Source organism: Sphingobium sp. 22B (assembly GCF_001580035.1).
Classification (GTDB): domain Bacteria; phylum Pseudomonadota; class Alphaproteobacteria; order Sphingomonadales; family Sphingomonadaceae; genus Sphingobium; species Sphingobium fuliginis.
This window is the reverse complement of sequence record NZ_LTAB01000028.1, coordinates 11,488-33,648: the sequence shown is the minus strand read 5'-3', so window position 1 is coordinate 33,648 and position 22,161 is coordinate 11,488. Positions and strand designations below refer to the sequence as shown.

The 22,161-nt window shown below is 55.5% G+C and carries 21 protein-coding genes and 1 pseudogene; 16 read left to right on the top strand and 6 right to left on the bottom strand.

Annotated features, from left to right (window positions below; genetic code table 11):
- Nucleotides 1–2: 2 nt before the first annotated feature.
- From A0J57_RS20090 to A0J57_RS27000, 10 genes are all read left to right on the top strand, one after another.
- On the top strand, nt 3–623 hold the full coding sequence (locus tag A0J57_RS20090; RefSeq protein WP_061939032.1) for a hypothetical protein: 621 nt from the start codon (nt 3–5) through the stop codon (nt 621–623).
- Nucleotides 620–1,051 carry a hypothetical protein gene (locus tag A0J57_RS20085; RefSeq protein ID WP_061939030.1) on the top strand — a complete coding sequence of 144 codons (432 nt, stop codon included), beginning with the start codon at nt 620–622 and terminating at the stop codon, nt 1,049–1,051. The genes A0J57_RS20090 and A0J57_RS20085 overlap by 4 nt, the downstream gene beginning before the upstream one ends.
- An 825-nt stretch (nt 1,052–1,876) precedes the next feature.
- Entirely contained in the window at nt 1,877–3,940 is a 2,064-nt protein-coding gene (locus A0J57_RS20080; protein ID WP_061939028.1) for a hypothetical protein, read from the top strand.
- A 29-nt stretch (nt 3,941–3,969) separates the two neighbouring features.
- Nucleotides 3,970–5,610, top strand: coding sequence for a hypothetical protein (locus tag A0J57_RS27005; protein WP_235600921.1), 1,641 nt, complete (start codon nt 3,970–3,972; stop codon nt 5,608–5,610).
- A gap of 411 nt (nt 5,611–6,021) precedes the next feature.
- Entirely contained in the window at nt 6,022–6,624 is a 603-nt protein-coding gene (locus tag A0J57_RS20070) for a hypothetical protein (protein WP_062017363.1), read from the top strand.
- The gene (locus tag A0J57_RS20065; RefSeq protein ID WP_235600920.1) at nt 6,621–9,479 is read left to right on the top strand and encodes a hypothetical protein; all 2,859 of its coding nucleotides are present in this window, start codon (nt 6,621–6,623) and stop codon (nt 9,477–9,479) included. Before A0J57_RS20070 ends, A0J57_RS20065 begins: the two co-directional genes overlap by 4 nt.
- A 23-nt stretch (nt 9,480–9,502) precedes the next feature.
- Entirely contained in the window at nt 9,503–10,366 is an 864-nt protein-coding gene (locus tag A0J57_RS26680; RefSeq protein ID WP_061939023.1) for a hypothetical protein, read from the top strand.
- A 261-nt stretch (nt 10,367–10,627) separates the two neighbouring features.
- Nucleotides 10,628–10,846 carry a hypothetical protein gene (locus A0J57_RS20055; RefSeq protein ID WP_061939020.1) on the top strand — a complete coding sequence of 73 codons (219 nt, stop codon included), beginning with the start codon at nt 10,628–10,630 and terminating at the stop codon, nt 10,844–10,846.
- Nucleotides 10,847–10,911: 65 nt separating this feature from the next.
- A complete protein-coding gene (locus tag A0J57_RS20050) occupies nt 10,912–11,151 on the top strand; it encodes a hypothetical protein (protein WP_062017360.1) in 240 nt (79 codons plus the stop codon).
- A gap of 50 nt (nt 11,152–11,201) precedes the next feature.
- A complete protein-coding gene (locus A0J57_RS27000; RefSeq protein WP_061939019.1) occupies nt 11,202–11,414 on the top strand; it encodes a DUF5818 domain-containing protein in 213 nt (70 codons plus the stop codon).
- 200 nt (nt 11,415–11,614) lie between these two features.
- Here A0J57_RS27000 and A0J57_RS20040 read toward each other — a convergent pair whose 3' ends face one another.
- The 3 genes from A0J57_RS20040 to A0J57_RS20030 all read right to left on the bottom strand — a co-directional run bounded on the left by A0J57_RS20040 (nt 11,615) and on the right by A0J57_RS20030 (nt 14,523).
- Nucleotides 11,615–12,103, bottom strand: a complete 489-nt coding sequence (locus A0J57_RS20040; RefSeq protein ID WP_061939017.1) for a hypothetical protein — start codon at nt 12,101–12,103, stop codon at nt 11,615–11,617.
- Nucleotides 12,104–12,715: 612 nt separating this feature from the next.
- On the bottom strand, nt 12,716–13,585 hold the full coding sequence (locus tag A0J57_RS20035; RefSeq protein ID WP_061939014.1) for a hypothetical protein: 870 nt from the start codon (nt 13,583–13,585) through the stop codon (nt 12,716–12,718).
- Nucleotides 13,586–13,635: 50 nt separating this feature from the next.
- Nucleotides 13,636–14,523 (bottom strand): hypothetical protein, encoded by an 888-nt coding sequence (locus A0J57_RS20030; protein ID WP_061939012.1) that lies wholly within the window; start codon nt 14,521–14,523, stop codon nt 13,636–13,638.
- A 117-nt stretch (nt 14,524–14,640) separates the two neighbouring features.
- Between A0J57_RS20030 and A0J57_RS20025 the strand changes: the two genes are divergently transcribed.
- The 3 genes from A0J57_RS20025 (at nt 14,641) to A0J57_RS26420 (ending at nt 16,472) form a co-directional block, all read left to right on the top strand.
- On the top strand, nt 14,641–15,522 hold the full coding sequence (locus tag A0J57_RS20025; RefSeq protein ID WP_061939009.1) for a hypothetical protein: 882 nt from the start codon (nt 14,641–14,643) through the stop codon (nt 15,520–15,522).
- Between the two features lie 180 nt (nt 15,523–15,702).
- A complete protein-coding gene (locus tag A0J57_RS20020) occupies nt 15,703–16,308 on the top strand; it encodes a hypothetical protein (protein ID WP_061939007.1) in 606 nt (201 codons plus the stop codon).
- Nucleotides 16,308–16,472, top strand: a complete 165-nt coding sequence (locus A0J57_RS26420) for a hypothetical protein (protein WP_158298531.1) — start codon at nt 16,308–16,310, stop codon at nt 16,470–16,472. The genes A0J57_RS20020 and A0J57_RS26420 overlap by 1 nt, the downstream gene beginning before the upstream one ends.
- A gap of 52 nt (nt 16,473–16,524) precedes the next feature.
- Here A0J57_RS26420 and A0J57_RS20015 read toward each other — a convergent pair whose 3' ends face one another.
- On the bottom strand, nt 16,525–17,349 hold the full coding sequence (locus tag A0J57_RS20015; protein WP_076722167.1) for a restriction endonuclease: 825 nt from the start codon (nt 17,347–17,349) through the stop codon (nt 16,525–16,527).
- 96 nt (nt 17,350–17,445) lie between these two features.
- Here A0J57_RS20015 and A0J57_RS27305 point away from each other — a divergent pair, with 96 nt between their 5' ends.
- Nucleotides 17,446–17,637: a DUF6771 family protein gene (locus A0J57_RS27305; protein ID WP_076605800.1), complete on the top strand. Its 192-nt coding sequence runs from the start codon at nt 17,446–17,448 to the stop codon at nt 17,635–17,637.
- Between the two features lie 86 nt (nt 17,638–17,723).
- On the opposite strand, the gene A0J57_RS20010 is transcribed toward A0J57_RS27305, so the two are convergent.
- Nucleotides 17,724–18,332: an outer membrane protein gene (locus A0J57_RS20010; protein WP_064232709.1), complete on the bottom strand. Its 609-nt coding sequence runs from the start codon at nt 18,330–18,332 to the stop codon at nt 17,724–17,726.
- A 163-nt stretch (nt 18,333–18,495) separates the two neighbouring features.
- On the bottom strand, nt 18,496–20,121 hold the full coding sequence (locus A0J57_RS26120; RefSeq protein ID WP_153017855.1) for a recombinase family protein: 1,626 nt from the start codon (nt 20,119–20,121) through the stop codon (nt 18,496–18,498).
- A gap of 58 nt (nt 20,122–20,179) precedes the next feature.
- Between A0J57_RS26120 and A0J57_RS20000 the strand changes: the two are divergent.
- Together A0J57_RS20000 and A0J57_RS19995 are read left to right on the top strand one after the other, a co-directional pair.
- Nucleotides 20,180–21,070: pseudogene (locus tag A0J57_RS20000) on the top strand (glycosyl transferase family protein); the annotation flags it as partial.
- Nucleotides 21,067–22,125, top strand: coding sequence for a hypothetical protein (locus A0J57_RS19995; protein ID WP_061939002.1), 1,059 nt, complete (start codon nt 21,067–21,069; stop codon nt 22,123–22,125). The pseudogene A0J57_RS20000 and the gene A0J57_RS19995, both read left to right, overlap by 4 nt.
- The last annotated feature ends 36 nt before the right edge of the window (nt 22,126–22,161 follow it).

Genomic DNA, 22,161 nt, shown 5'->3' with positions numbered 1-22,161 from the left:
ACATGCGCGACGGTATCACAGGGCCATGGCTCGATGCGTTGGAAGCCGAAGGCATCCGTACCGCCATCATGGGCTTTTTCGATTTCAAGACAGAACCGGCCCGGCTTTGGACTGGCTGGACGTCCATCCAGCCCATGGGCAGCGGCGACATTTATCTCGACAATTATGTCTTCGATCCCATTGCCGAGGGCATCCCGATCCAGATCAGCGACAACAATTTTTCCTATCAGGGGTCGGAAGAGATTTCCTTGGCGCTGGCTGTTCCGCAAACGGCGCCGGATGCTCTCGTCGCGGCATCGCTGGACAGCACGGAATATAAGGGCCGCAGAGCTATTCTCTGGCGCGCTCTAATGATTACGCCGCCCAACGCTGTTACTCCAGCGACATGGGCGTTCAGGCGCGTCCGCTTCGGCATGATGGACAAGCTGTCGCTATCCTATGACGGGCAGCAGCGCCTTTTCACCCTGACAATCGAAAGCCATTCGGCGTCGATCACCAACGCCAGCGCGTCAACCTACCTCGACCAGCCCCTATTCGATCCCCTCGATACCAGCCAAGCCTATGCGGTGAGCATCGCTAACAATCCACGTGTGCCTGGCCGCCTAGCATCGGGAGAGAAATGATGTTCCAGCGCACGAAATACTGGCCCGATGCCCTATCCACCTATCTCGACCGGGTAAGCGATTATCGCTTCGATTGGGGAGCGACAAAACCCGATAGTCATGATTGCGCGATGTTCGTTTGCGGGGCGATCAAGGCGCAGACCGGCGAAGATATTAGCGGCGACTTCGCGGGCAAATATGCTAGTTGGAAGGAAGCCGGGAAATGGCTGATCGATAATGGCTACAGGTCATTCTACGATTGCGTGACACAGCGTCTCGGTGAATCTCTTCATGCAAGTCAGGCGAGGCGCGGCGACATTGTGGGCCGACATGCCAATGGCCGCTTCTATCTTGGCGTCTGCGTCGGCAAGTTCAGCTACTTCCTCGATGACAATGGCCTTGTGCCTTGGCCGTCAATGGACTGTGACGCTTGTTGGCGTATCGGCTGAAAGGGGTGGTTTGCGGAAAGTCGGCTTCTCTCAGGAAGGCAGATTGCCGGCTTTCGAATGTGCGTGGTTCTGCGGAGTTGACCAATTTAACGCCAAGTACCATTTCTTTGGCGTGCCCGCACGGGCCACGCTCACCCGCGAGCGTGCCCATCGGCCCGGCAGTCCCTTCCCCCCGACGGTCCCCTGCCGGGCCGAACCACCATAATTTTTTCGGAACCAAATCTCCGCTCAAGAGTTTGTGCCGCCTGAATCATAAGAATGGTCGCGTCTCTTCAGAAAGTGCTTTTCTCGGGTGGGGCGTAATCTATGTCGAAGAATGCTTTATTGCGGTCGGTACTGAAACGTGCCGCTGCTCAAAATCTGGAGATCTCTTTCACATCGCCGCCTTTTTGGTCGCCTGTGTCTTACCGGAATGCTGAGGCGATCCTCCATTCCATCGATCAGCATGACCCCACCCATTGTATAATGCGTCATAGAAATGGCGACAAAATAGGCGTGGTTCTCCTTAAGTAATCGCATATGGCCCGACCGCCTGCGGTTAGCTGGGATAAAGCAAAAAAGCCCCGCTCGATTGCGAAGGCGAGCGGGGTTAAGTGGTCGCAACACAGGCGAAGCCTGCCGATCCTTAACTCGCAACTTCACTGATCGTTCCCAACCCGTAATAATAATTTGTTGGCTGCTCCCAAGTGAGCGTTAGATCATGAATGTCTGCAACTGGTCGTTTCCAGCCCACCCCTTTTTGAATGCTAGCGCGCAATAGCTGCGCCGGTAAGCCAAGCAGGGCGCAGCCGCAAAATAAATACCTCACAACAAGTGGGGTATTGAATGGGCAAAATCATAAAGTTCGTTGCGGTCGTGGCGCTGGCCGTGGTCGCGATGGTGGCTTTTAGTTATCTCGCGCCAGCACTGTTTAGCGCCTTCGGCGGAACTGGTGCGCTTGCGGCAGCAGGAACCAGCTTCACAGCCATCGCGGCCAAAGTAGCCGCAGGCATGATTGTTGGCCTTGGCATGTCGCTGGCGTCCAGAATGATCATGGGCAAACCAAAGTCATTTGGTTCTGCTCTCAGCTCCAACATCACAACAGACCCCACGGCCCCGCGAAAGATCGTCTTTGGTAGAACCGCAGCTGGTGCGGATGAACGCTTCCATGAAAAGGTGAAGCGCGACAGCTGGGACTATCTGACCGAACTCGTTGCGAGCAATCCGAAAAGCGGCTTTTGGGGGCAGCAACCCAAGATGACCATCTTGAAGAAGGGCGATTACCTTCACCGGATCATCGCTTTGGCAAGCCATCGCGTCCACAACATATCGCGGGTCTATCTGGAGGACGAACTTTCCTACCTCAACGGAAGCACCACCGGCAAGTATGATGACAAGGGCGGGCTGGTCATCGGCGCGATTGAAGAAGGCGATACGGAGAACGCGGAGAAGTTCGGCAGCGGCGATTTTTGGAAGGACACGGCATCCTTCACCGGCTGCGCCTATCTCAAGATGATTTTCCGTCTCAGCACGGACAATTACCCAGACGGCCTTCCCACTCGCATTACCACAATCGTTGACGGATGCCCTGTCTATGATCCTCGCCTAGATAGCACGGTCGGCGGCGTTGGTTCGCATCGCGCCAATAATCAGGATACATGGTCGTTCATCAGCGGCTCGGAGGATATTGGCCGCAATCCCGCCCTGATCCTGCTCACATACCTAATTGGCTGGAGGATCAATGGTCGTCTCGCTTGGGGCATGGGCGTTCCTGTAGATCGCATCGACCTTGGCAATTTCATGACCTACGCCAATATGTGCGAGGAGCCTGTTACGACGAACGCCGGAACCACGGTCAATCGCTACTTGTGCGATTGCCTGCTCAGCACCGCGGATACGCACGAAACGAACATCAACATCATCAGCGTCAGCATGGGAACGGCGAAGCTCGTCGATACCGCTGGCATGTATCAGCTCATCGGCGGCTATGACGATCTGAACGGCCCGACCATCACGTTCACCAGGGACGATCTGCTCGGTCAGTATGATTACACGCCGGATAACCTGTCGCTCAAAGATACCTTCAACATTGCCCGTGGCCGCTTCCCTGATCCGCAAAACCTCTACCAGTTGAACGATTGGGGGCAGATTGAGATTGCTCCGCTTGAGGACAATATCCCGCGCCCCGCCAGCTTCGATTTCGCTGCTGTCACGCGGTACGAACAAGCGCAGCGTATCGCCAAGCAGAACCTTGTCAGGAACAAATACACCGCGACATTCTCATCGGTGTTCGGCCCCAAAGCATTCGCGGTCCAGGTCGGCTCGCTGGTGCGAATGGTCGTCCCCGAACTTGGATGGGTTTCGAACGGCAAGCTGTTTCGCGTGATCAGCCAGAGCGAGACCGTCGATCTTGCTTTCAGCATGACACTCCAAGAGGAAGCAGCCCAAATCTATGCGTGGGATGACGACGAGACGAAAGACCTTCCGCCAGTCGTGAAGGTGCCCGCCTATGACCCCTATGAGAACATTGGCGTTGAGGGTCTGACCGCATCCACGCGCACGATCACCAACAGCAACGGCGCGCAGGTCAGCCAGATCGACGTTAGCTGGATCGCACCCGACGCTGGCGTACAGGCCATCCAGATTGAGGTTCGCGAGCAGAATGGGGACATATGGCGGACCGCTACGGACAGGTTCAGCCATGAAGCGGAGATATTCTCCTTCTCCGCAATTGCTGGTGGCGTGAACCATGTCATCAGGGCGCGCTTCCTCATGTTCAGCGGCCTGTGGGGAAGCTGGACGGAAACTCAGGTGGATAGCGCCAGAGACAGCTATGCGTCAGCGGTCGTGGGCTATCTCACCAATGAGTATGTTTCCTTCCCATCCGATGCTGCTGGCAACGTCACATAAATATTGGGAGTTCCAGCAGCAGGTGACACATGACCTCCCTCGATACGTTCAGCGGCCAGTTCAAAATCCACGACAACGGTGTCGACGTGACAATTGGCAATGGCGCTGCCTACGATGTTGCGTATCAGGAAGGATGCTCCGTTTCCATTGACGGTACGACCGGCGAATATCGCGTTACGACTGTTGAAAACGACAATGCCAATGCGACATTCCGTGCCTACTATAATGGCTATGACATCTACCGCACGTTCACCATTGCGAAAGCTCACGCTGTAGACGGATCAAGCAAATATATTGAACTGGCAACAACCCATTTCTTCTACGCCTACGACGCCAACAACAATCCGGTGGCGCAAACCACAACTTTGACGGTCACGAAGCATAACCTGACCGCTACCACGCAATGGCGTCTCAAGAAGGTCGACAATACGATCATCGCAGAGGGCACGTCTGCTGCCCTTTTGACCGCAGGCACGATCAGCAGTTCAGCAAACGCCAATAGCATCGCCATTGACGCACCTCTGTTCGATGACCTCTGTAGATCGAATGGCGTTTCCGCGCTTGTGATTGAGGCTGTCGTGGCCAATGGCAGCGAGTTCAGCACGGACAGGATCACCCTCTATCAGATGCTCCAGCGTTCCCGCATCTCGTGGGACAGCGTGACCGATCCCAATGGCACGAAGCCAGAGGACAATGCGACAAGGGGTGCGCCAGAGGGAACATTCGTGGGCGCTCGTCCGGTCAGCGAGGTTCTGGCCGATCTGGAATTCAATGCCGATTCCATGTTGGAGCAGACGTTCAGGGTCGATAACATGGAGGCCGTCTATGATGCCCGCACCTTTGTCGAGGGACAGGCGGTTGGCACGTTCGTCCTCAATGAGCGCACCCAGCGGCAGACCGACATTGCAGCGATCAATTCCACGCTCGATCTGCTCGGCGCTAAAAGCTCTGATGGGACAGCGTTCATCTTGGATGCCGAGACGGTCCAGAGCCAGCCCGGCAAAACCTTGGCAGCGAGCCTGACCGAACTCAGCGCGGCGACAAGCGCGCACGAAGCCTTGATCATCAACCTTAATGAAATTCTGATCGGCAGTGATGGCGTGACGGCTAAGTCCGTTCTTCAAATCAATGTCGATGGGCATGTCACCGGCACGGTGAACACCAATGATGGGACGGTCGGTGAGTTCGCGATTGTGGCCGACGTTCTCAGGCTGATCGATCCAAACGATGGAACGCCGATTCAGCCCTTTATCTACGCCGATGGCGTGATCCGCATGACGAATGTCGAGGTGGATACCCTGAAAGTCGGCACAAGCGGCACGGTAGCGAACCCCACTTCCATCTCTGCGACGTCACCGGTCAGCGGGACGGGAACAAGCAATTGGCACACGATCCTCTCGCAATCGATCACACTGGCAGGACCGGGAACGATCTTTGCTCAGGCCGCAATCGCGCAGGGCTTCCCCGACGGTGATAAGACATGGAACCTGCGCCTGCGTATCAACGGATCGATTGTGTTCGCTACTGGCGGTGAGAAGACGGCGGACAGCGTGTCGATGAGCGGTGCCCTCGCTCTGGCAGCGGGTACCTATACCGTCGATATCATATTCGCTGCTGAGACGACCGTGACGGCGAACAGTCGTAACCTATTCTCGATGACAATCTACTGATCGACGAGGCTATCTGCAAGAATGGTCCTGAGTAGACCAAGAGCTATTTACACGAATGGTCTCGCAAAGATGCTCCTTTTCGAATTAGTTCCCTGCTACGTTCTCTCAATCTCTGCGAACGATCGAGGATGATACGCAAGTTCTCCTTAGAATAGGGTAAGAACTCGTGCTTTTCCCTTTCAGGCATGACGCACCTCCAGCTTTAGAGCGGGAGCGCGAGTGTCTCTCAGCCGTCAGTGCTCAGGACAGGTCTGACGATAGTCAAGCGGTAACATATTTCCGCCGACCCGCACACAACATTTGCGACGATCGTTGCCCAAAAGAGGATGAACAAAGCTTCCATCATCAAGACGTCTTCCATCGCGCTCATATCGGGGCTGTTCGATACGATGCTGGTCGGATAAGTAACATATGTCCAGAACACTCGAACAGCTTGATACCGATCTATCGACGCTTGAAGCAACCGTTGACGCGGAGTTGTCGCCTAGCCGCGCCGAACTCACCAACAAAATGTCGGAATTGCTCGACGCATGGAATTCTCGCGAAGCGCAGTTTCGTGAATGGATGACCGGCACGATCAACGGCGGTCCCAATGGCGATGGCTATTATCCCCTGTCCGATTCCACCGGCTTTACCCAGCTTGCTGCCTGCCCTGCCAAACTGAGGGACATCACCCAGGTCATCATCCAGCGCATCACGCCATCGTCCTCAAACCTGTTCGTAGATGCCCTGGCAGGGGCAACAGCGCATATCACGTTGAACGCCGCAAGCCTGACACTCACCGTGGGCACAACAACCACAGACCCCCTTCATGAGCATCGCTTGCGCCTATATCTCACGCAGGACGGGACCGGCGGTCGTGACGTTATCTGGCCTCCGAACATCGCTTGGAACCAGCAGCGCGAGCCGATCTTGTCGGTGACGCCGGGTTACACGGACATTATCGACCTATCGAGCATCGACGGCGGGCTGACATGGTTCGGCATTTTCGCCGGGGTGGCGTTCAGCGCATGAGCGGGCCATTCTCCAACGACATCATCAGCATGATTATCAGCCTCCATAATTTTGTGGAGCGATACACAGGCGACGCCGCCGTGGGCGAAGATGCAAATTACCTCGTCAATAATGCCGGGGTGGTCAACAACTCGCTCCATTATGAAAGCGGGCGCGGCAGCTATCTGCCCAGCAACGCGGCAACCAGCGAAAGCCAAGTGCTGCTCGCGCTGGGCTATATCCGGGCCTATGAAGCGACGGGCATCCCGGTATTCAAGGAACGCGCGATCAAGTTCACCGATGCCTATCTGGAAAACTATTTTCCGGCCTATTCCCTGCCGATCTCCGTAGGGGAATGGCGGCATCATTGGGTCATCAACGGCAAATACCCGTTCAAGGTGCTAGGGCCGGTCGATACGCGAGATTATCAGCAGTCCGGTTCCTTCGACCTTGTTGTCAATTTTGAGGATGGTATCGGCTTCATCCCGCATGGCGCTCCCAACTTTGGTGAGCAGACGGCCCGCGTCTATTTCGCCTATGGCCCCGTTGAAAGCGGCAAGCTGCTTTGGAAAAACGTCTTCGCCGATCTGCTTCCCGATACCGGCGACAGATATGCGGTGGATTATTTCATCGACAGCCGGTTGATGAAGATGGATGCCAATGGCGTTGAACTCGGCATCCAAGCTGGTGAGACAGCGGGCAAGATCAAGCTGGTAGATTCGTTTACCGGGCAACTCAAAGTTGTCTCTGCCGCACGAACAGGGGCAACCATCGCTCGCAATGCTGGCTTCGACGCTTGGCCCATGTGGCGCAAACTGGGCTATGGCGAGTGCGCGAGCGCCATGGACGTTGAACTTTGGCACATCGAACTGTTCAAGGCGATGTACGACAATACCGGCGACACGGATTATCTGCGCGCCTTCAACTCGGCGGCCTACTCCCTTGATGCGGCAACAACGCTCGAGCCGGAAACCCATTATTTCAAGAGGAACCTGACGACCTCAAAGCCCTTCAAACACGGTATTTCATATTACTCCCTGAGCAACACCACTCGAACCGCCTATGTGGGCGTGGATCGCGGCTACAGCACGATCATGAAATATGCGGAAACTGGCAGCGATGTGGCGGAACTTGAGATCGCACAAACGGGCGTCTTCAATCGCGTGACGCCGGAAACGGTCCTGAACTGCGAAATGCTGTTGAACAGCCCCAACACCTTCTGCGATCTAACCATCACTGTCAGCCCTGAACTCGGCGCAGAGCCACAAACATTCAGCCAAGTGCTGCTTGCCGATGACAGCCTGAGTTCGGTTCCCCTTCGTGAGTTCAAGCTCAAGTCCTTTTACCGGAAAAAGAAGCTGGACGGCTCCAGCTATCTCACCATCGATCAGGCGGCGCTCTTACCGAACAGCGGTGCCGTGGCGACGAAGAAGATGGGCTATGTTGATGATCGGTTGGTCGGCTATGCCAGCATATCCCTGCCATCACCGGAAGCGTATTGCGTCATAGGCTTCTGGAACGCTTCACCGGCATCGATCGGGCTAGACGCCCTTACCTACCGCGTCATTTCCGGCCGCTGCGCTATCACGATTCAGGATGCCGATGGCTGGATTTGGGGGAAAGAACTCGCAGCGGCAACGGGTGCGTGGGGCCAATATACGCTCGCCGCCGGGGATCTCACGCCATGGCCCTATCAGAACAACACGGGGAGGACGCCAAGCACGTTTCCGACCGGCACTAGCTTTAACAGCTTCAGCCTTGCCCCAATCCCTGAAACCGGGCCAGCATCCCTCGACATTTACTGCTATGGCGATGAGCCGACGACCTTCGATCTTCCAGAAGCCATGCTGACGGAAATGAAGATCAAAATGAAGACCGGCAGCGCGATCACGGCAAGGTTCGGGGACATTTACGTCTCGAACAATCTGCCCATTGCCTACAAATACAGCCCCGGCGTCGTACCGTTCACCACTGACAAAGCGGGCAAGGAAGGCACGAAATTCTGGCGCGGCACGCCCTATGTCGCCTATCAATATCCCTCTGTCTGGGCGATGCTCGGCAAGCTGGATCATGCCAGCCAGGTCTTGGACTTCTACAGGGACAGCCAGGACGATTATGAGGCGAAGAGCGGACTGCGCGGCCCTTTCTCCCAAGTCTATATCTGGCCCAAGTGGGACAACATTGCCTATGGGCAAGCAGAAGGCTTTTCCGCCACCGGGCCTGACCCGAACACCTATTGGGGCGGCTTCCAAGCGCGATCCTTTAATGGCGCTGCCAGCCTGCTCCTACAGATGCAACGGGACGGCAATGCGATCCCTGCCGCGCTTTATGAGGTGGTCGATGACTATGCGGCGTTCCTTGTCCAGTTCTTGCGTGACAATGTGAACAAGCCGCCGACGCTGTTTGCTCAGGATGGATCGTCACTGCCAATCGCATCCTATGATGAGCCGCACATTGCCGCATTGCATATCAATGCCCTGTCGGCACTGATCGAAGCCGGACATTCGACGGCGGACATTGTCGAAGCCCGCGAACGCAGCCTCAGCTATCTCCACGCGCTGTTCTGCAAAAGCGGCGACATGAAGGGCAGCTTCTCCCCAAGCCCATCGACGCGCATGTTCTACGGCTTCTGGGTGGGCGAAATTATCAGGGCGCTATCCTCATGCATCACCGTCGAAGATCAGAAATTGCGAGCGCAGCCATCTACCGTTGCCGCGCCAGATGAGATGGAGTTTGAGGAGGAAACATTTGTCACCCTCGAAACTGGAGAAGTGCTGGCGTTCGACAAGCCGGTAGTCATGCCCCCAATCGAAATGGAGTTTGCCGATCAAGTTGTGCTGACCACGGAAGCCGGAGACGCCCTCGCCTTTGAGTAAATAACTCTAACAAAGGAGGCGCCATGGCGACAAAGAAAATATCCGAACTAACTTTAGTTCTAAGTGTAGATGGAACAGAGACTTTCCCGATCTTGAAGTCTGGTTTCAATTACAAGATGACAGTGGCGCAGATTAAAAGCTGGATTGGCAACGCGACCTCGGCTGTAGCTGGCTTGCTATCCGCGACTGACAAATCGAAACTCGATTCCGTGGAAACCGGCGCAACAGCCAATGCCAGCAATGCCGCGCTCCGCGACCGATCCACGCATACTGGAACACAATCAGCCAGCACTATCACCGGCCTTGCCGATGTTGCGACCAGTGGGGATTATGACGACCTGACCGGCAAGCCCGCGAACGCGACCACATCGGTTGCAGGGCTCATGTCCTCGACAGACAAGACCAAGCTGGATGGTGTGGCGACAAGCGCGACGGCGAATGCAACAGATGCCCAGCTACGCGACCGATCAACCCATACGGGAACGCAAGCGGCCAGCACGATCACTGGTCTGGGCGCAGTAGCGACCAGCAACAGCTACAATGACTTATCGAACAGGCCAATCGACACCAACTATGTGCGCTTGCCCACTGTCGCATTCCAGAGCGCGACCGGCACAACCGCAGGGACGGCCACGCTGATTTCAAAGTCAGTTTTCCATGTCGGTAGTTCCGATGCGTCGAACAAGGGCATCATCCTGCCTGCGAACATGACCCTTGGAACGGAGTTCAGCATCTTCAACGGCACCGGAAACGCAATCAACGTCTATCCACCTACTGGAGGCCAGATCAACTATGCCGGGGTGAACACGCCTTACGCTCTGGGTGCCTATAATCCATTGCGAGTGGTCCTCATCGACGCAGCGAACGGCGTCTACCAGCAAATCTAAGACAGCCTCCAGCGAGTAAATAGCTGACACACTTTGCCGGAGGTCGCACGCTAATGTTTACTATCACTGATGCCCTTAGAGCCCCGCTACAGCGCGTCGACGCTACTCTCGCTTACTTACGTGCCAGATTGAATGAACGCTCTACGTGGGTTGCTGTGGGCGTCGGGGTAACTGGCGCTGCTGCGCTGTCCCCTCCTTGGTCCTATGCCTTCATCGCTGTCGCGGTCATCGGGGCCCTCGTTCCGACCGGAGGCCAAACCGATGCGTGAGCATATCGCAAACATGCACGGCCTGTTGTATGATGGCTTTTTCAAGGATGCGGGCTTCGCCATTTATTCGGCTGTCGTGTTTCTCTCATCATGGGCGCAGCTAATCGCGCCGATTTTCTCATTGCTTTTAACTACCGCTAGTTTCGCCTTCTTGGTCTATCGCTGGCGAGCACATGTCGAAGATCGCAAGAACGGCGAAAGATCAGAGTAATCGTTGCCGTGGAGATGCCATTTCGTTAGATAGGGCAGCCGTTAGCACAGGAGCAAGGAGGCTGTATGACGCCATTTTTACAAAGCCTAATTGAAGGCGGCCCCGGCTACGTTGTTAAGGTCGACGGGATTGAAATCTCTGTATCCCCTGTGGGCTATGACGAAGAATCTTTGATTGCGTTTCAGGCCGTCGCTGATCAGATCATTGAGCATGCGGGTGATGGATTTTATCTGTATCCATTACCTCACCGCAGCAGTGACTACGGTCGCGACTATTACGACGGGATTTCCATCGTTCAAGAATGAAGGCGCAAATTTTATGAAGGATCGCAGCAGATTGTGGGCGCTTAGTTAACGTGCCCTACGGCTCACATCACGACGAAACCGGGTGGCTGAACGAGACTAGCGGCAACTGGTCGCTGAGGCGTGATGAAGGTGGTCGCTGGCGCTTGGATGTTGGCTTCTGGACAGCATGGCGATCCCGCAAGCTGATCGGCAAGCGGGTTCGCGTTGTCGGAAAAAGATCGGGTTTCGATTTGCTCGATGTCGAGCGGATCGAAGCCATATGAGGAAGTGCTGCGGCTTACGACAACCAACCGCCTGACTTGAATGCGTTCGCTTTCGCCCAGCGGCTTGAATGCGGTCGCCTAGGTTTGCTTGGCTCTCTCACGGCTGTTGAAACTTTGGTGATCCTGCCACCCTTCGCCAGAAAATCCTCTAACTCCTGCTGTGTCATACTCCCCTCCTCATATTCTGTTCTCAGGAGTAGTTATCTGTTGACGGCTGCCGATTCCTTTTCAGCCTTCTTCCGAGCCATTGTTGCCAATCTGGAAGCTGTGCGTTTGGCAATCTGCTCGGGCGTCTGCTTCTTGCCACGTTTACTTTCACCAATACGCTTCTTCGATGCTTCTGAATGTTTGTCACCGGCAGAGAACTGAAACAACCTCTTGCTCTCTTCGGCACTTCTGATTTTTGCCATCTCCACGGTCATTACGCCGCCCCGAACCATCGCCTCCTTGTTCACCCAGCTACAAACAGGGCGAACATTGTTGGTCATGTAGTATCGGATTGAAGCGGGGCCGCGATCAATGCGGACCGTCATGCTGTTGATGCGGGTAGTCGACCAGAGACTTAGATACTCAGCGAAGGTCATCTTTACCTTGATGTCGTTTTGCTTCTTCTGGTAAGCAACTGTTCGGCAGTAGTGCGTCCAGAGTAGTTCTAGAACGTCTTCACGAATTTGGTTCATGGTGGCCATTTGGCTCTTCTCCTTTACATAACAAAACCCGCTTGTGCGGGTCCAGGGCACAAGCGGGTCTGTGTTCTGTTCTGTAAAGGGGTGAACCTCAGATCCGCTGTCATGAACAACAGCTTTTGGACCCTGTGTTCACAGTTTTATTTATACAACAGGTTGACTTTGAGGGGCGATATAAAAGTGATGTTCTGGTCGGAATTTTATAAGACCCATAAACAGATAACGGCGCTCCGGCATTACGACATGAACAGCATTTTATAAGAGCCATATCTACGATAGTAGATATGTATCGCATACAAAGAGCTATCCATATCATAATACCAGAGCTTGACGCCTAGGCGTTCTCGCCGCCTTTGGCGTCTCCGCTCAGTCGCGTAGCCACCAAAGCCGTCGTTCACGTCCTGGCGTGATTTCCCTGAATTACTTGTTCTGGCTGCTTCGCCAGAACTATCGTCTGCGACGCCGCCATTTGTCCTGCGGACAGCCAACGCTGCGCTTGTGCCTTCGCTTCGCTCAGGACAGAATGGGAGGGGTTATGGCTGCGCCGAGGAAAAGCGGCTGGGCAGACGCGGGGCTCGCAGATGGCAAACCCGCAAGCCCCTTCATCGCTGTCATTCAGAGATAGTCAGAACCATTCTCGCGTATCCATTGTTCGCGAAGAGCCTCCAGATCGCCGTCTTCGCGATCCGGCTCAACTTCGGGCTCGTGCTCGGAATGCACAGGACGGGCCATATCAAACAGCTCTTCCATCGCTGTTAGCTCTGGCCGTTTTACACCCTGCCCCATCTGAGCGTGAATCTCTTCGCGCCTCTCAGACCGCTTTTTCCGCTCTTTGGGGCTGGTGAACTGCTTGTCCAACTTTTGAATAGCTTTCAGGGTCGCCTCTCCCCTGAGTTCTAGCATCTTCTTTCTCAGCTTCACGCCCTGCTCGCGAACCTTGGTCAATATAGCCTCATCGACTTGCGGTTGACCGAGAGCAGCCAGCACTGACCGCTGGGCGTAGTTGTTTGTTGAAGGAATTCGATGGGCCGATGCCGAATTTTCGTTCAACAAGGGCGCAGGAAATTCGATGTATTTCCACCTGTCGTCCCATGTGTCCCTGTGGCGCTGAGGGTCCAGACGAATGAATTTGGGCTTATCGTGATTGGGCACCCGCTCATCAAATGCTTCAAGAAGTCGCTCCGACGCCATGCTGATTTCCTTCTCAGCCTGCTTGTCGCCTCGCGCCTGAGCAGCTTTCCCGCGTTTAATGAGTAGTTGGACCTCTTCCCAATAGGCACCTGCTTCCGGTGTCAGTATCGCCCCACCGGCCTCGTCGGCATCCTTATTATATTGATCGGCCTCCGCTTTTTCGGACTTGATTGCGTCCAGAACAGACTGAGGAAATGTTCGCCTGAGCACATCAGCCTTGTGATAAAATTCATGATCATTGTTGAGGGGGATGAGGGCATGACGTGCAGCCGCGCGATGAAGTTCAGTGATCATAATCGATTGTCCTTTCATATGGGGTGGCCACCTTGACCACCCCAGAGCTATTAGTTCTGCTCGACGGGCTGCTTGGCAGCCTTCGCATTCTTCATTCCCGACGGCATGTTGACCGTGCCAGACGCGATGCCATTTTGTTCGGCGCGGACAGTAGCAAGTGCCTTCTCGTAAGCATCAGCTTCTAGCTTCAACTGAGGATAGGCGGTCTCAGCCAACTTCTTCAGTTTGGCCGAAGCATCCGTTTCACCGACACCGCGAACGATGAACGAACCACCTTCGCCTTTTTCGACCAACAGCGTGAAAAACTGCTTCACGTCTCCCAGCTTGATCGCATTCGTGTCAATATCGATAGCCGCACAAGGACCATCCTTGAGATAAAGTTCGCGTGCTGCTTTTTCCTTCTTCTCACGATCAGGCTTGCTGGCTTCATTAGCTGCCTTCTGCCGATTCTTGACGATAGACTGCGACCCACCCTGCTTCATAATCCAGTCAACCATTGACGTGATGTCACTGCTCTCATCGAAGCCGGCAGCAACCAAGCCTTCCATGGTGTGGAAGTAACGCTTCATGTTCGCGTCAGGCACCCACTTGGGATATTCCTTCCCATCAATGGCCTGAACCTTCTCGCCGTTGAGGTCTTCTTCACCACAAGAAGCGGCGATCCAAGGCGAGAAGCGATTAACCTCGCCATTCATATTCACCTGATGCTGTGACAGAATGAGTGCCTGAACATCCGCACTTGACTTCAGGAACATCATGCCGCCCTTGAAGCTGGTAGCAACTACAGTTCCAAGTGCGCGATGGCCACGCAGCTTCTTGTAGGTTCCTTGGGCTTTACCGAGTTCGGTCCGAACATCTGCAAGGCTTTGTTCATAGGCGGCACCGGCTTCGACATTGGCATCAATTTTGGTGTTCGCAGTCACATTTACGTCAGTCATATCTTCAACTCCTTTTTTCCAACGAGGCGTCGTTGCTTCGTGGTGAGGAATTGATAAGCGTGAGTTGTCCTGATACGTGATTATCAAGATCATTTCTTACGAAACGAGATAACCTTTATGCCTGAAATGAACCTTGAGCGTCGCAAATATCTCCGCAACGGCGAGCGCTGGGTGACGATCAATGAGGTTGTGTATTGCAGGCTTTGGTTCGAATTTCTGGTCTTCAGCCCCAGCTATGAATTGGCCCGAAAGCACCGCGCCGGTACACTGACAGACTCAGATCAGGCGCGACTGCCTGCCGACTTCGCTGACGTGCTCGCCGTCTTTGACGATCTCGGCGACATTCAAAGGATCACGTTTGACGATTGGTGGCTGGATAAAGGCTTTAGGTTTTTCGGATACCAAGGCGAGCAGCCAAGGGTCGGAGTTATCGACGTACTGTTTCGGGAGAATCCAGCACAGCTCGAAACTCTGCTCATGAGGGGCGCAGAATACATCAATGAAAGGTGGAGCAAGCAGGGGCAACAACCTAGTGCGATAGTGGCGATCCCACTTAGCCTAACTAAGGCTCAGATGGCTCAGCATCTTGAACATGCGCTCGCACCGTATAAGGAGAAGCTGAGCTACCTCACGCCTCAACCGCCGAAATATGGATTACATGGCAGAAAGCGAGATACGAACAGCCTATTTCGATATATGAAATGCCTTCTGGTAAAGGCACAATTTCCTGAATTGAAACTGTATCAGATTGGCTCGATCGCTGAACTCAGTTCAACTTACAGTTCTCGCTTCGAAGGCGAAGGGGACATAGAGGATCGCCACGCTCTAAAAATTCTCACCAGCAGAGCTATTAGTCGCGGCCTCATGATTGCCGAGAATGCGGCGCGAGGCATCTTTCCCAGCTACACAAAGAACGAGCACGCTGTTGCACCCGATTGGGAAGCGATGTGCGATTTGATCGACAGTAGGGGCGACTGGCACGACAGTCTCGAAGGTTGATGTCCGATTGCGGAGTTAGGCAATCGAACACCATCTAAGCCACAAGTAAATATTGGAAAGCCTTACTTGCCTCGTATTTAACTATATAGCCACACGGTCCTTATGTCATTATTCATAAGACCCTGTTTCTGACGCTGATCGGGTAAATAGCTCTGGAAAGCAACTAACCGGAGTTACACTATGATCGACCTTACTCTCACTCAGTTCATCAAGGCTACCTCGACTGCCAAGCCTGAGAATGTCATCATCGCGCCACGTAATGCACATGATGCGATCCCCTACACAATGTTTGATGTCTTGGATGCGGTTCAAGAGAACCAGCTTTCTAAGGGCCGCACAGATTATTTCAGCTTCTCAGATTGGGATGATGGTCATTCGTCTGCTGACCATCTTAGAACCACGCTGCTCTATGTTGAATATGAAGCCAGCAGCAAAGAGGCTGTTCAGTTCCACCTCGATGAGATGAGCCTGGACTATTATGCCATCCCAACATTTGCGACAGATCGAACGAGCAAGGGCGGCAAAAAGCGCGTGGATTGCTGGGGCTTCGCAATCGGCCTTAATGAGCCGCTCTATGAGAGCGATACGATCCGCATGGCCTCTCTCGCCATCGAAGCCCTTGAATGCGGGGGACTGACCGACGGCTCCTACATGCCTACCTACTTGCTTCGTTTGCGTGCCGGTCAGATCGAACATCGCTCTGGCAAGCTGCTCTCGCGTGAATTCATGGAGGAAGCTGCGCTGGTTCGAACCAACGTTCGCATGTGGATAAGGGAGGTGCTGTGATGATCGAACTCCAGCCCACCCCGATGTCAGCCGAAGAACAGCTTAAGATTATGACCGGCGATGCAGATGCACTTCAGGAAAGCGATGATCCTTGCGCGCAGGCGATTGCTGCTTGGTTAGCTGGTTGTGAGGAATGGATTGCATTTCTGAACCGAGACCGATGATATAAAGCCCGTCGCTTACCCGGCGGGCTTTACCATAAGTAAGTCACTCGGCTTAATAGCTTCTATAAACAGTCTTCGGCGCACTCTCAGGAACATCGGTCAAAGTGGACCGATGAGCGAGCGCCACAATGTGATGAGCGTCGAATATCTGGACGCCGAGTTCCTTTGCCGTATCCTGTGCGGGCTTCGTAAAACCATTTACAGCAAAGATGGCCGGTTGAGCAACGGCGCGGCTACAAACACCGGCAATTTCACGGATCGCCGCAACGGAGATGGGCTTCGCATGTCCCTTGCACTGACACCACATCACGGTGCTGCCCATCTTCACGATGAGGTCAACACCACCGTCGCCCGTCACCTTTGTCGTTTCAACTTCGCATCCGCGCTTCTGGAGCAACCGCATGAGGGCATGTTCAAAAGCGACACCGCGCTTTTCCTGCCAATAGACGAGACCAGTCTCTAGCTGGCTTTCCATCCAGTCATTACATTCAGCCTCCCAAGCAGCCCTTGCTGAGTCGTAGGCGGCAAGCCGTCGAACTTCCTCATCATTGTCGAGCGCATTGTGTGCCCGCCATTTGACAATCGAGTAGATGATCCAAAACGGGAGCGCGAAAAAGGAAAATAGCCCGAACTTGTTATCCCACGGATTGTCAAGCGCATCAGGAGCGAGAGTCGACGCGCCAATGAACGCCAGCACCGCTGCATAGATGATCGAGACAACGAACGCTTTGGCGGTCGCGCTGGTCCTTCTTGTCCGCAGCTTCGCCTCGAAGTCCATACGGCTGAATGATTGCGGAAAGCAGAAGTCGACCAACAAAGGGCGAGGAACGTTAAAGCCCTTTTCGACCGCGAGATCATATTTGCTTCGCCGCATCATCAGACATGTCCCCCTTACGCCCCCGTAACCACTAACAGCGTCTCCCTTCGTCGCAAGCCTCTTGCCCATGTTCCTTGTTTGTTCCATTTTCCGCACATGACCCAGCCTGATTCTCTTTGGCTCGCCCAGACCCTCCTCCACGCTCCCGCATGGGCGCGTGTCGCGCTCACGGCTCCTAACGAACGTCTGCGCGAGCAAGCTGCCGTCGAGTTAGCGCAGTCGATCATCGTTGCTATGGAACGTCCACCAACGATCCACGACACCCGGCAAATGACATTGCCGCTATGATGAACATTCAAGCACAAAAAAGGGCAGGAGATTAATCTCCTGCCCTAGTGAGGACTCCAGGCAGACTGTGATCGCCTGGACAATTTTTAGAAGCGGAAGCCGCCGGTCACTGCAACCTGATGGCGCTTCGCTTTGATGCCCGTGTCGAAGTCATCGATTTCGACACTGCCATAGTCGCTGTAGCGATATTCAACGCGAGCAAACGACTTGGCAACCGAGAACTCGACGCCAGCGCCAACCCGATAGCCGTCCAGATTCTTGCCAGCGCTATAGACGTCAACGCCATCGTCATACTTCGCCTTGAAGCGGGCATTGGTGTAGCCGCCCTTGGCGTAAATCATGACGGTGGGAGACACCGGGAAGCCAACGCGAGCACCGATGTAGAGGTCACGCCCAGCACGAAGCGAGGCTGCATCACCAACTTCCAGAAGATCGGTTTCGCGCTCTTTCGTGGTGGAGTCCGAGATTTCGCCTTCGAGACCAATGACAGCCGTGCCAAGATCGAAATCATAGCCAGCGGTTAGGCCGTAAAGAAACCCATCCTTGGAACCATGCTCGCCATCCAAGCTGAGACGGACCTTGTCATAACCGACCAAAGCGCCCACTTTTGCGCCGCCGAAGTTCGATTCTTCCTGAGCATAAGCAGGAGCGGAGACAGCGGCCAAAGCGACGGCTGCGAACAGAACTTTCTTCAAAATAACCCCCTAATTTAATTGCACAAAATCTTGTGCGACCCGGCGCGCTGAATAGCGCCCGAGAATTAATGGGCAACCTACAAATTACACCAAAATGATAAGAATGTTTCGATGTGCCATCTTTGCAACATGCCAATGGGCTTAGATAACTAACTTTATTTCCTCAGCCCGCTATAGGATCGCAGGGTTCCCACGCGCCTTCCAGCATCGTCCCTGTTTCATCGAACATGTACCATGCCCCGCCGCCCAACCCGATTTTGAAGGTGCCGTTGGAATAGATTTCGATCTTCTCGATGAGGCGACGAAGCGCGACATTGGTTCGGGTCCGTGCATCGAAACGGACTTCCTCATCCTCACTTTCAAGTTGATCGCGCAGCAAGTCGATTGCGCGAGTGTCAGTGGATTTGTCAGGCTTCGCGGCTTGGACACCGCGTTGTCGCCTAAGGTCGGCTATTTCGACCGTCAGGATTTCAATTTCGTCCTCTACCTTCGCTGACCGCGCTTTGAGCGCCTTCGGTGCGATCCCCTCCGTAATGGCCTCAATGATATTGTCCAACTGCTTCTGTTGAGCGTCCAGCTTGTGCTGCGCCTCTGCAATCTGGCGGTCGAACGTAGCAAGCGCACTGCTAATGTTTCGGTTCTCCGCAATAAGCGGAAGCATCTCATCCAACACGGTTCGTTCAACAACAGAATAGTGAATTACCGTGCCGTTAGTGCAGGCATTTTCCTTGTATCGCGCATCATTGCAGCGCAGCCAGGAATAGTGGCGCGGCGGCTTGGATTTATTGGTCATGGTGCGCCGCTGGATGACCGCGCCGTAGCCGCAATGCCCGCATTTGGTGATGCCTGACAACAGGTTCTGTGCGCGTTTACGCTCGTCCCCACCAAGCGTTGTCCGATCCTTGCGAACTGCCAATGCCTTGTGGAATGTGTCAGCGTCGATAATCTGCGGATAATAATCCGTCGATAGTACCTCGCCTCGAAGCGTCACATACTCGCCCATAACCGCCGGACTGGTCAGCAGCTTATGTAAGTAGCGAGGCGTCCAGTGCTTCGTGTCCTTATACCGCTTTTCGATGGACCAGCTTTTCTCGCCCATGGCGTTCAAACGGTCGATGATCGTGAGGCTCCCGATCCCGTTCACATACCAATCGAATATCTGCCGAACGATTGCTGCTCGATGCTCGTTCGCAACGTAAAGGCCATCCTTGATATCAAGCCATGAAGGGCACTGCCTGCTGTATGCGGTCTTATCCCCGTTGGCGATTGCGGTGTGAATACGCGACCAACCGGCATTCGACCGCTTCGATTTTTTAACGCTTTCCTCGTGCGCGACCGACGCCTTGATGATGACGCTGAACAGGTCCATCATGTCGGTGTCGACGCCTGATTTATAGAGGTGCCCATCGTGATACGTCGCAACATCGACCCCGGCGTCATTGAGCGCCCAAATCAACTTTGCTGCTGCCTTGGCTCCCTGACGGGATAACCGATCCACGTTCTCGCAGACCAAGACTGCACCATTTTGGAAATGCCCTTCGCGAGCCTTCTGCTCGAAAGCGTGGAGCGCCGAACCCTCTTCTCGATTCGCGCCCTTAAACGCGCTCTTCGCCTCGTCTGTCAGTTCCTCAACGACTGCCCAACCGTTCTGGTCGGCGTAATTGCGACCATAGGTAAGTTGACGTTCGCTGCTATGCCCGTCGCGCTGCCCTTGCGAGCTGAAGCCCGCATACAGGTAAGCAGGCTTTGTTCCGCTGGCGCGATCGATGTGTGTGTCGTGTTTGGCCATAATCCCCGAACCTACGCAGGATTGCGTTGCCAACCTGTTTACAACCGCAACCACATGCGAAGATGTCGTCCATCGCGACGAGATCAGGCTGTTCGACCTGATGACGGACCGGTTCCAGCTCGTTCAACTCCCGGTCCTGCCCCTGCCCGGCCAGGGCGGCTGGTGGTCGAGGGCCATAGCCAATCATTACTGTGACGAGTTCGCGGAAAGCCATGGAAAGTTCCTGACCGTGCGCGAGGCCATGGGTGCATCCATGCCCTCGGCCGGCGTGGCCTGCGCATTCGAGCGGAAAATGCTGGAAAGGCTTGTGAATCCGGCCAATGGCGGACCGTTCGATCCGGAATCGCTGACCGAGGATTATGAGGTCGGCCTGCGTATCAGCAATATGGGCGGGCGCGGCGTGTTCGTCCGCATGCGCGACGGTGAGGGCCAGCTTGTCGCGACCAAGGAATATTTCCCGGACAATCTAACGGATGCCGTCAAGCAGAAGGCGCGCTGGATGGTCGGCATCTCGCTTGCCGGATGGGATCGCATGGGCTGGCAGGGCGGCCCCGCCGAATGGTGGATGCGGATGCGGGATCGGGGTGCGGCGCTTTCCGCCTTCGTCCTGTTCACCGCCTATCTGGCGCTGCTGCTCTGGGGCGTGCTGCTTGCCGGGAGCCTGTTCAGCGCCTTTCCCGTGCCCAGACCCACGCCAGTGGTCGAAGCCCTGCTGTGGCTCAACTTCGGCTTCATGAGCTGGCGGATGGCGATGCGCGCGATTTTCTCGGGCATGGCTTATGGCTGGGCCTTCGGGCTGGGGGCGATACCGCGCACGCTGATCGCCAACATCATCGCGATGATGGCCGCCCGTCGCGCCATGTTCCTGTATCTTCAATCGCTGTTCGGCAAGCCGCTGACCTGGGACAAGACGCATCATCGCTTTCCCGAGCTGGATTTTCCGGGGTGAGCGAAGCCGCCACGGGGCGCCCGCTCCGCTTCTTCGTCCTCGTGATGGCGGGTTGGGTCGCGATCCGTCTGGCAGGTCCGGAGGGTGATCTTCCCCAAATGGAGAGGGAAATTGACGGCGAGGGGCGTTTTCACCCCACCGCCTATTCGAAGAAGAAGGACCCCGCAGCCGCAACGGGGCATGACGCACCGGCCTGGTTCGGTGAAATGCCGCAAAAGCGCCAGCCTGCCGCCATCCAGCGCCCTATATTCAAGGACTCTCGACGCCTTGGGAGAAGGACAAACGCGAACGCCGCCTTTCTGTCCATCGAAGAGAAGGCGGCGCCGGCAGCACAGGACCAGAGTGGCGGTCACATCGTTCCATCGAACAATCCTGCGCCAGCCTTGCCCCTCGCTTCCACGCCATCCGCAAGCGACGCCCGCTGGCATGGCAGCGCCTGGCTGCTCTGGCGCGACGGAAGCACGACCCGCGCCGATGCCGTGACGGGCGGCAGGCTGGGCGGATCGCAGGCGGGCCTACGCCTCGATTTCGACCTGACCCCGCGCTCATCGAGCCGGGCGGCCGCCTATGCGCGAGCCAGTGCCGCGCTGAACGAACCGGCATCTCCGGAAGGCGCGCTCGGTATCGCATGGCAACCGGCGCGCACCATTCCGGTCAGCTTAGCGGCGGAACGACGGATTGCACTGGGCAAGGGCGGGCGCAACGCCCATGCCGTGCTGGCGGCAGGCGGTTTCGGGCCGACGCCGGTGGCGCCCTCGCTGGAAGTCGAAGCCTATGCCCAGGGCGGCATGGTCGGCTTCCGCTCTCACGACCTGTTCGTCGATGGCAAGATGTCGCTGCTGTCGCCGCTAGGCCATTCGCCCATGCGGATCGGCGCGAGCCTTTCCGGCGGCGCGCAGCCGCAGGTCGAGCGGCTGGACATCGGGCCGGAATTGCAGGTCCGCCTGCCGCTCAGGCCGGTGAGCGCAAGGCTGAGCATCGAATGGCGGGAACGGATTGCGGGGCGCGCGGCACCGCCGTCCGGCCCGGCCGTTACGCTGGGCGCTGATTTTTAAGCGGGAGCGCCTTTATCTCTCCGCATATTGCGCTTA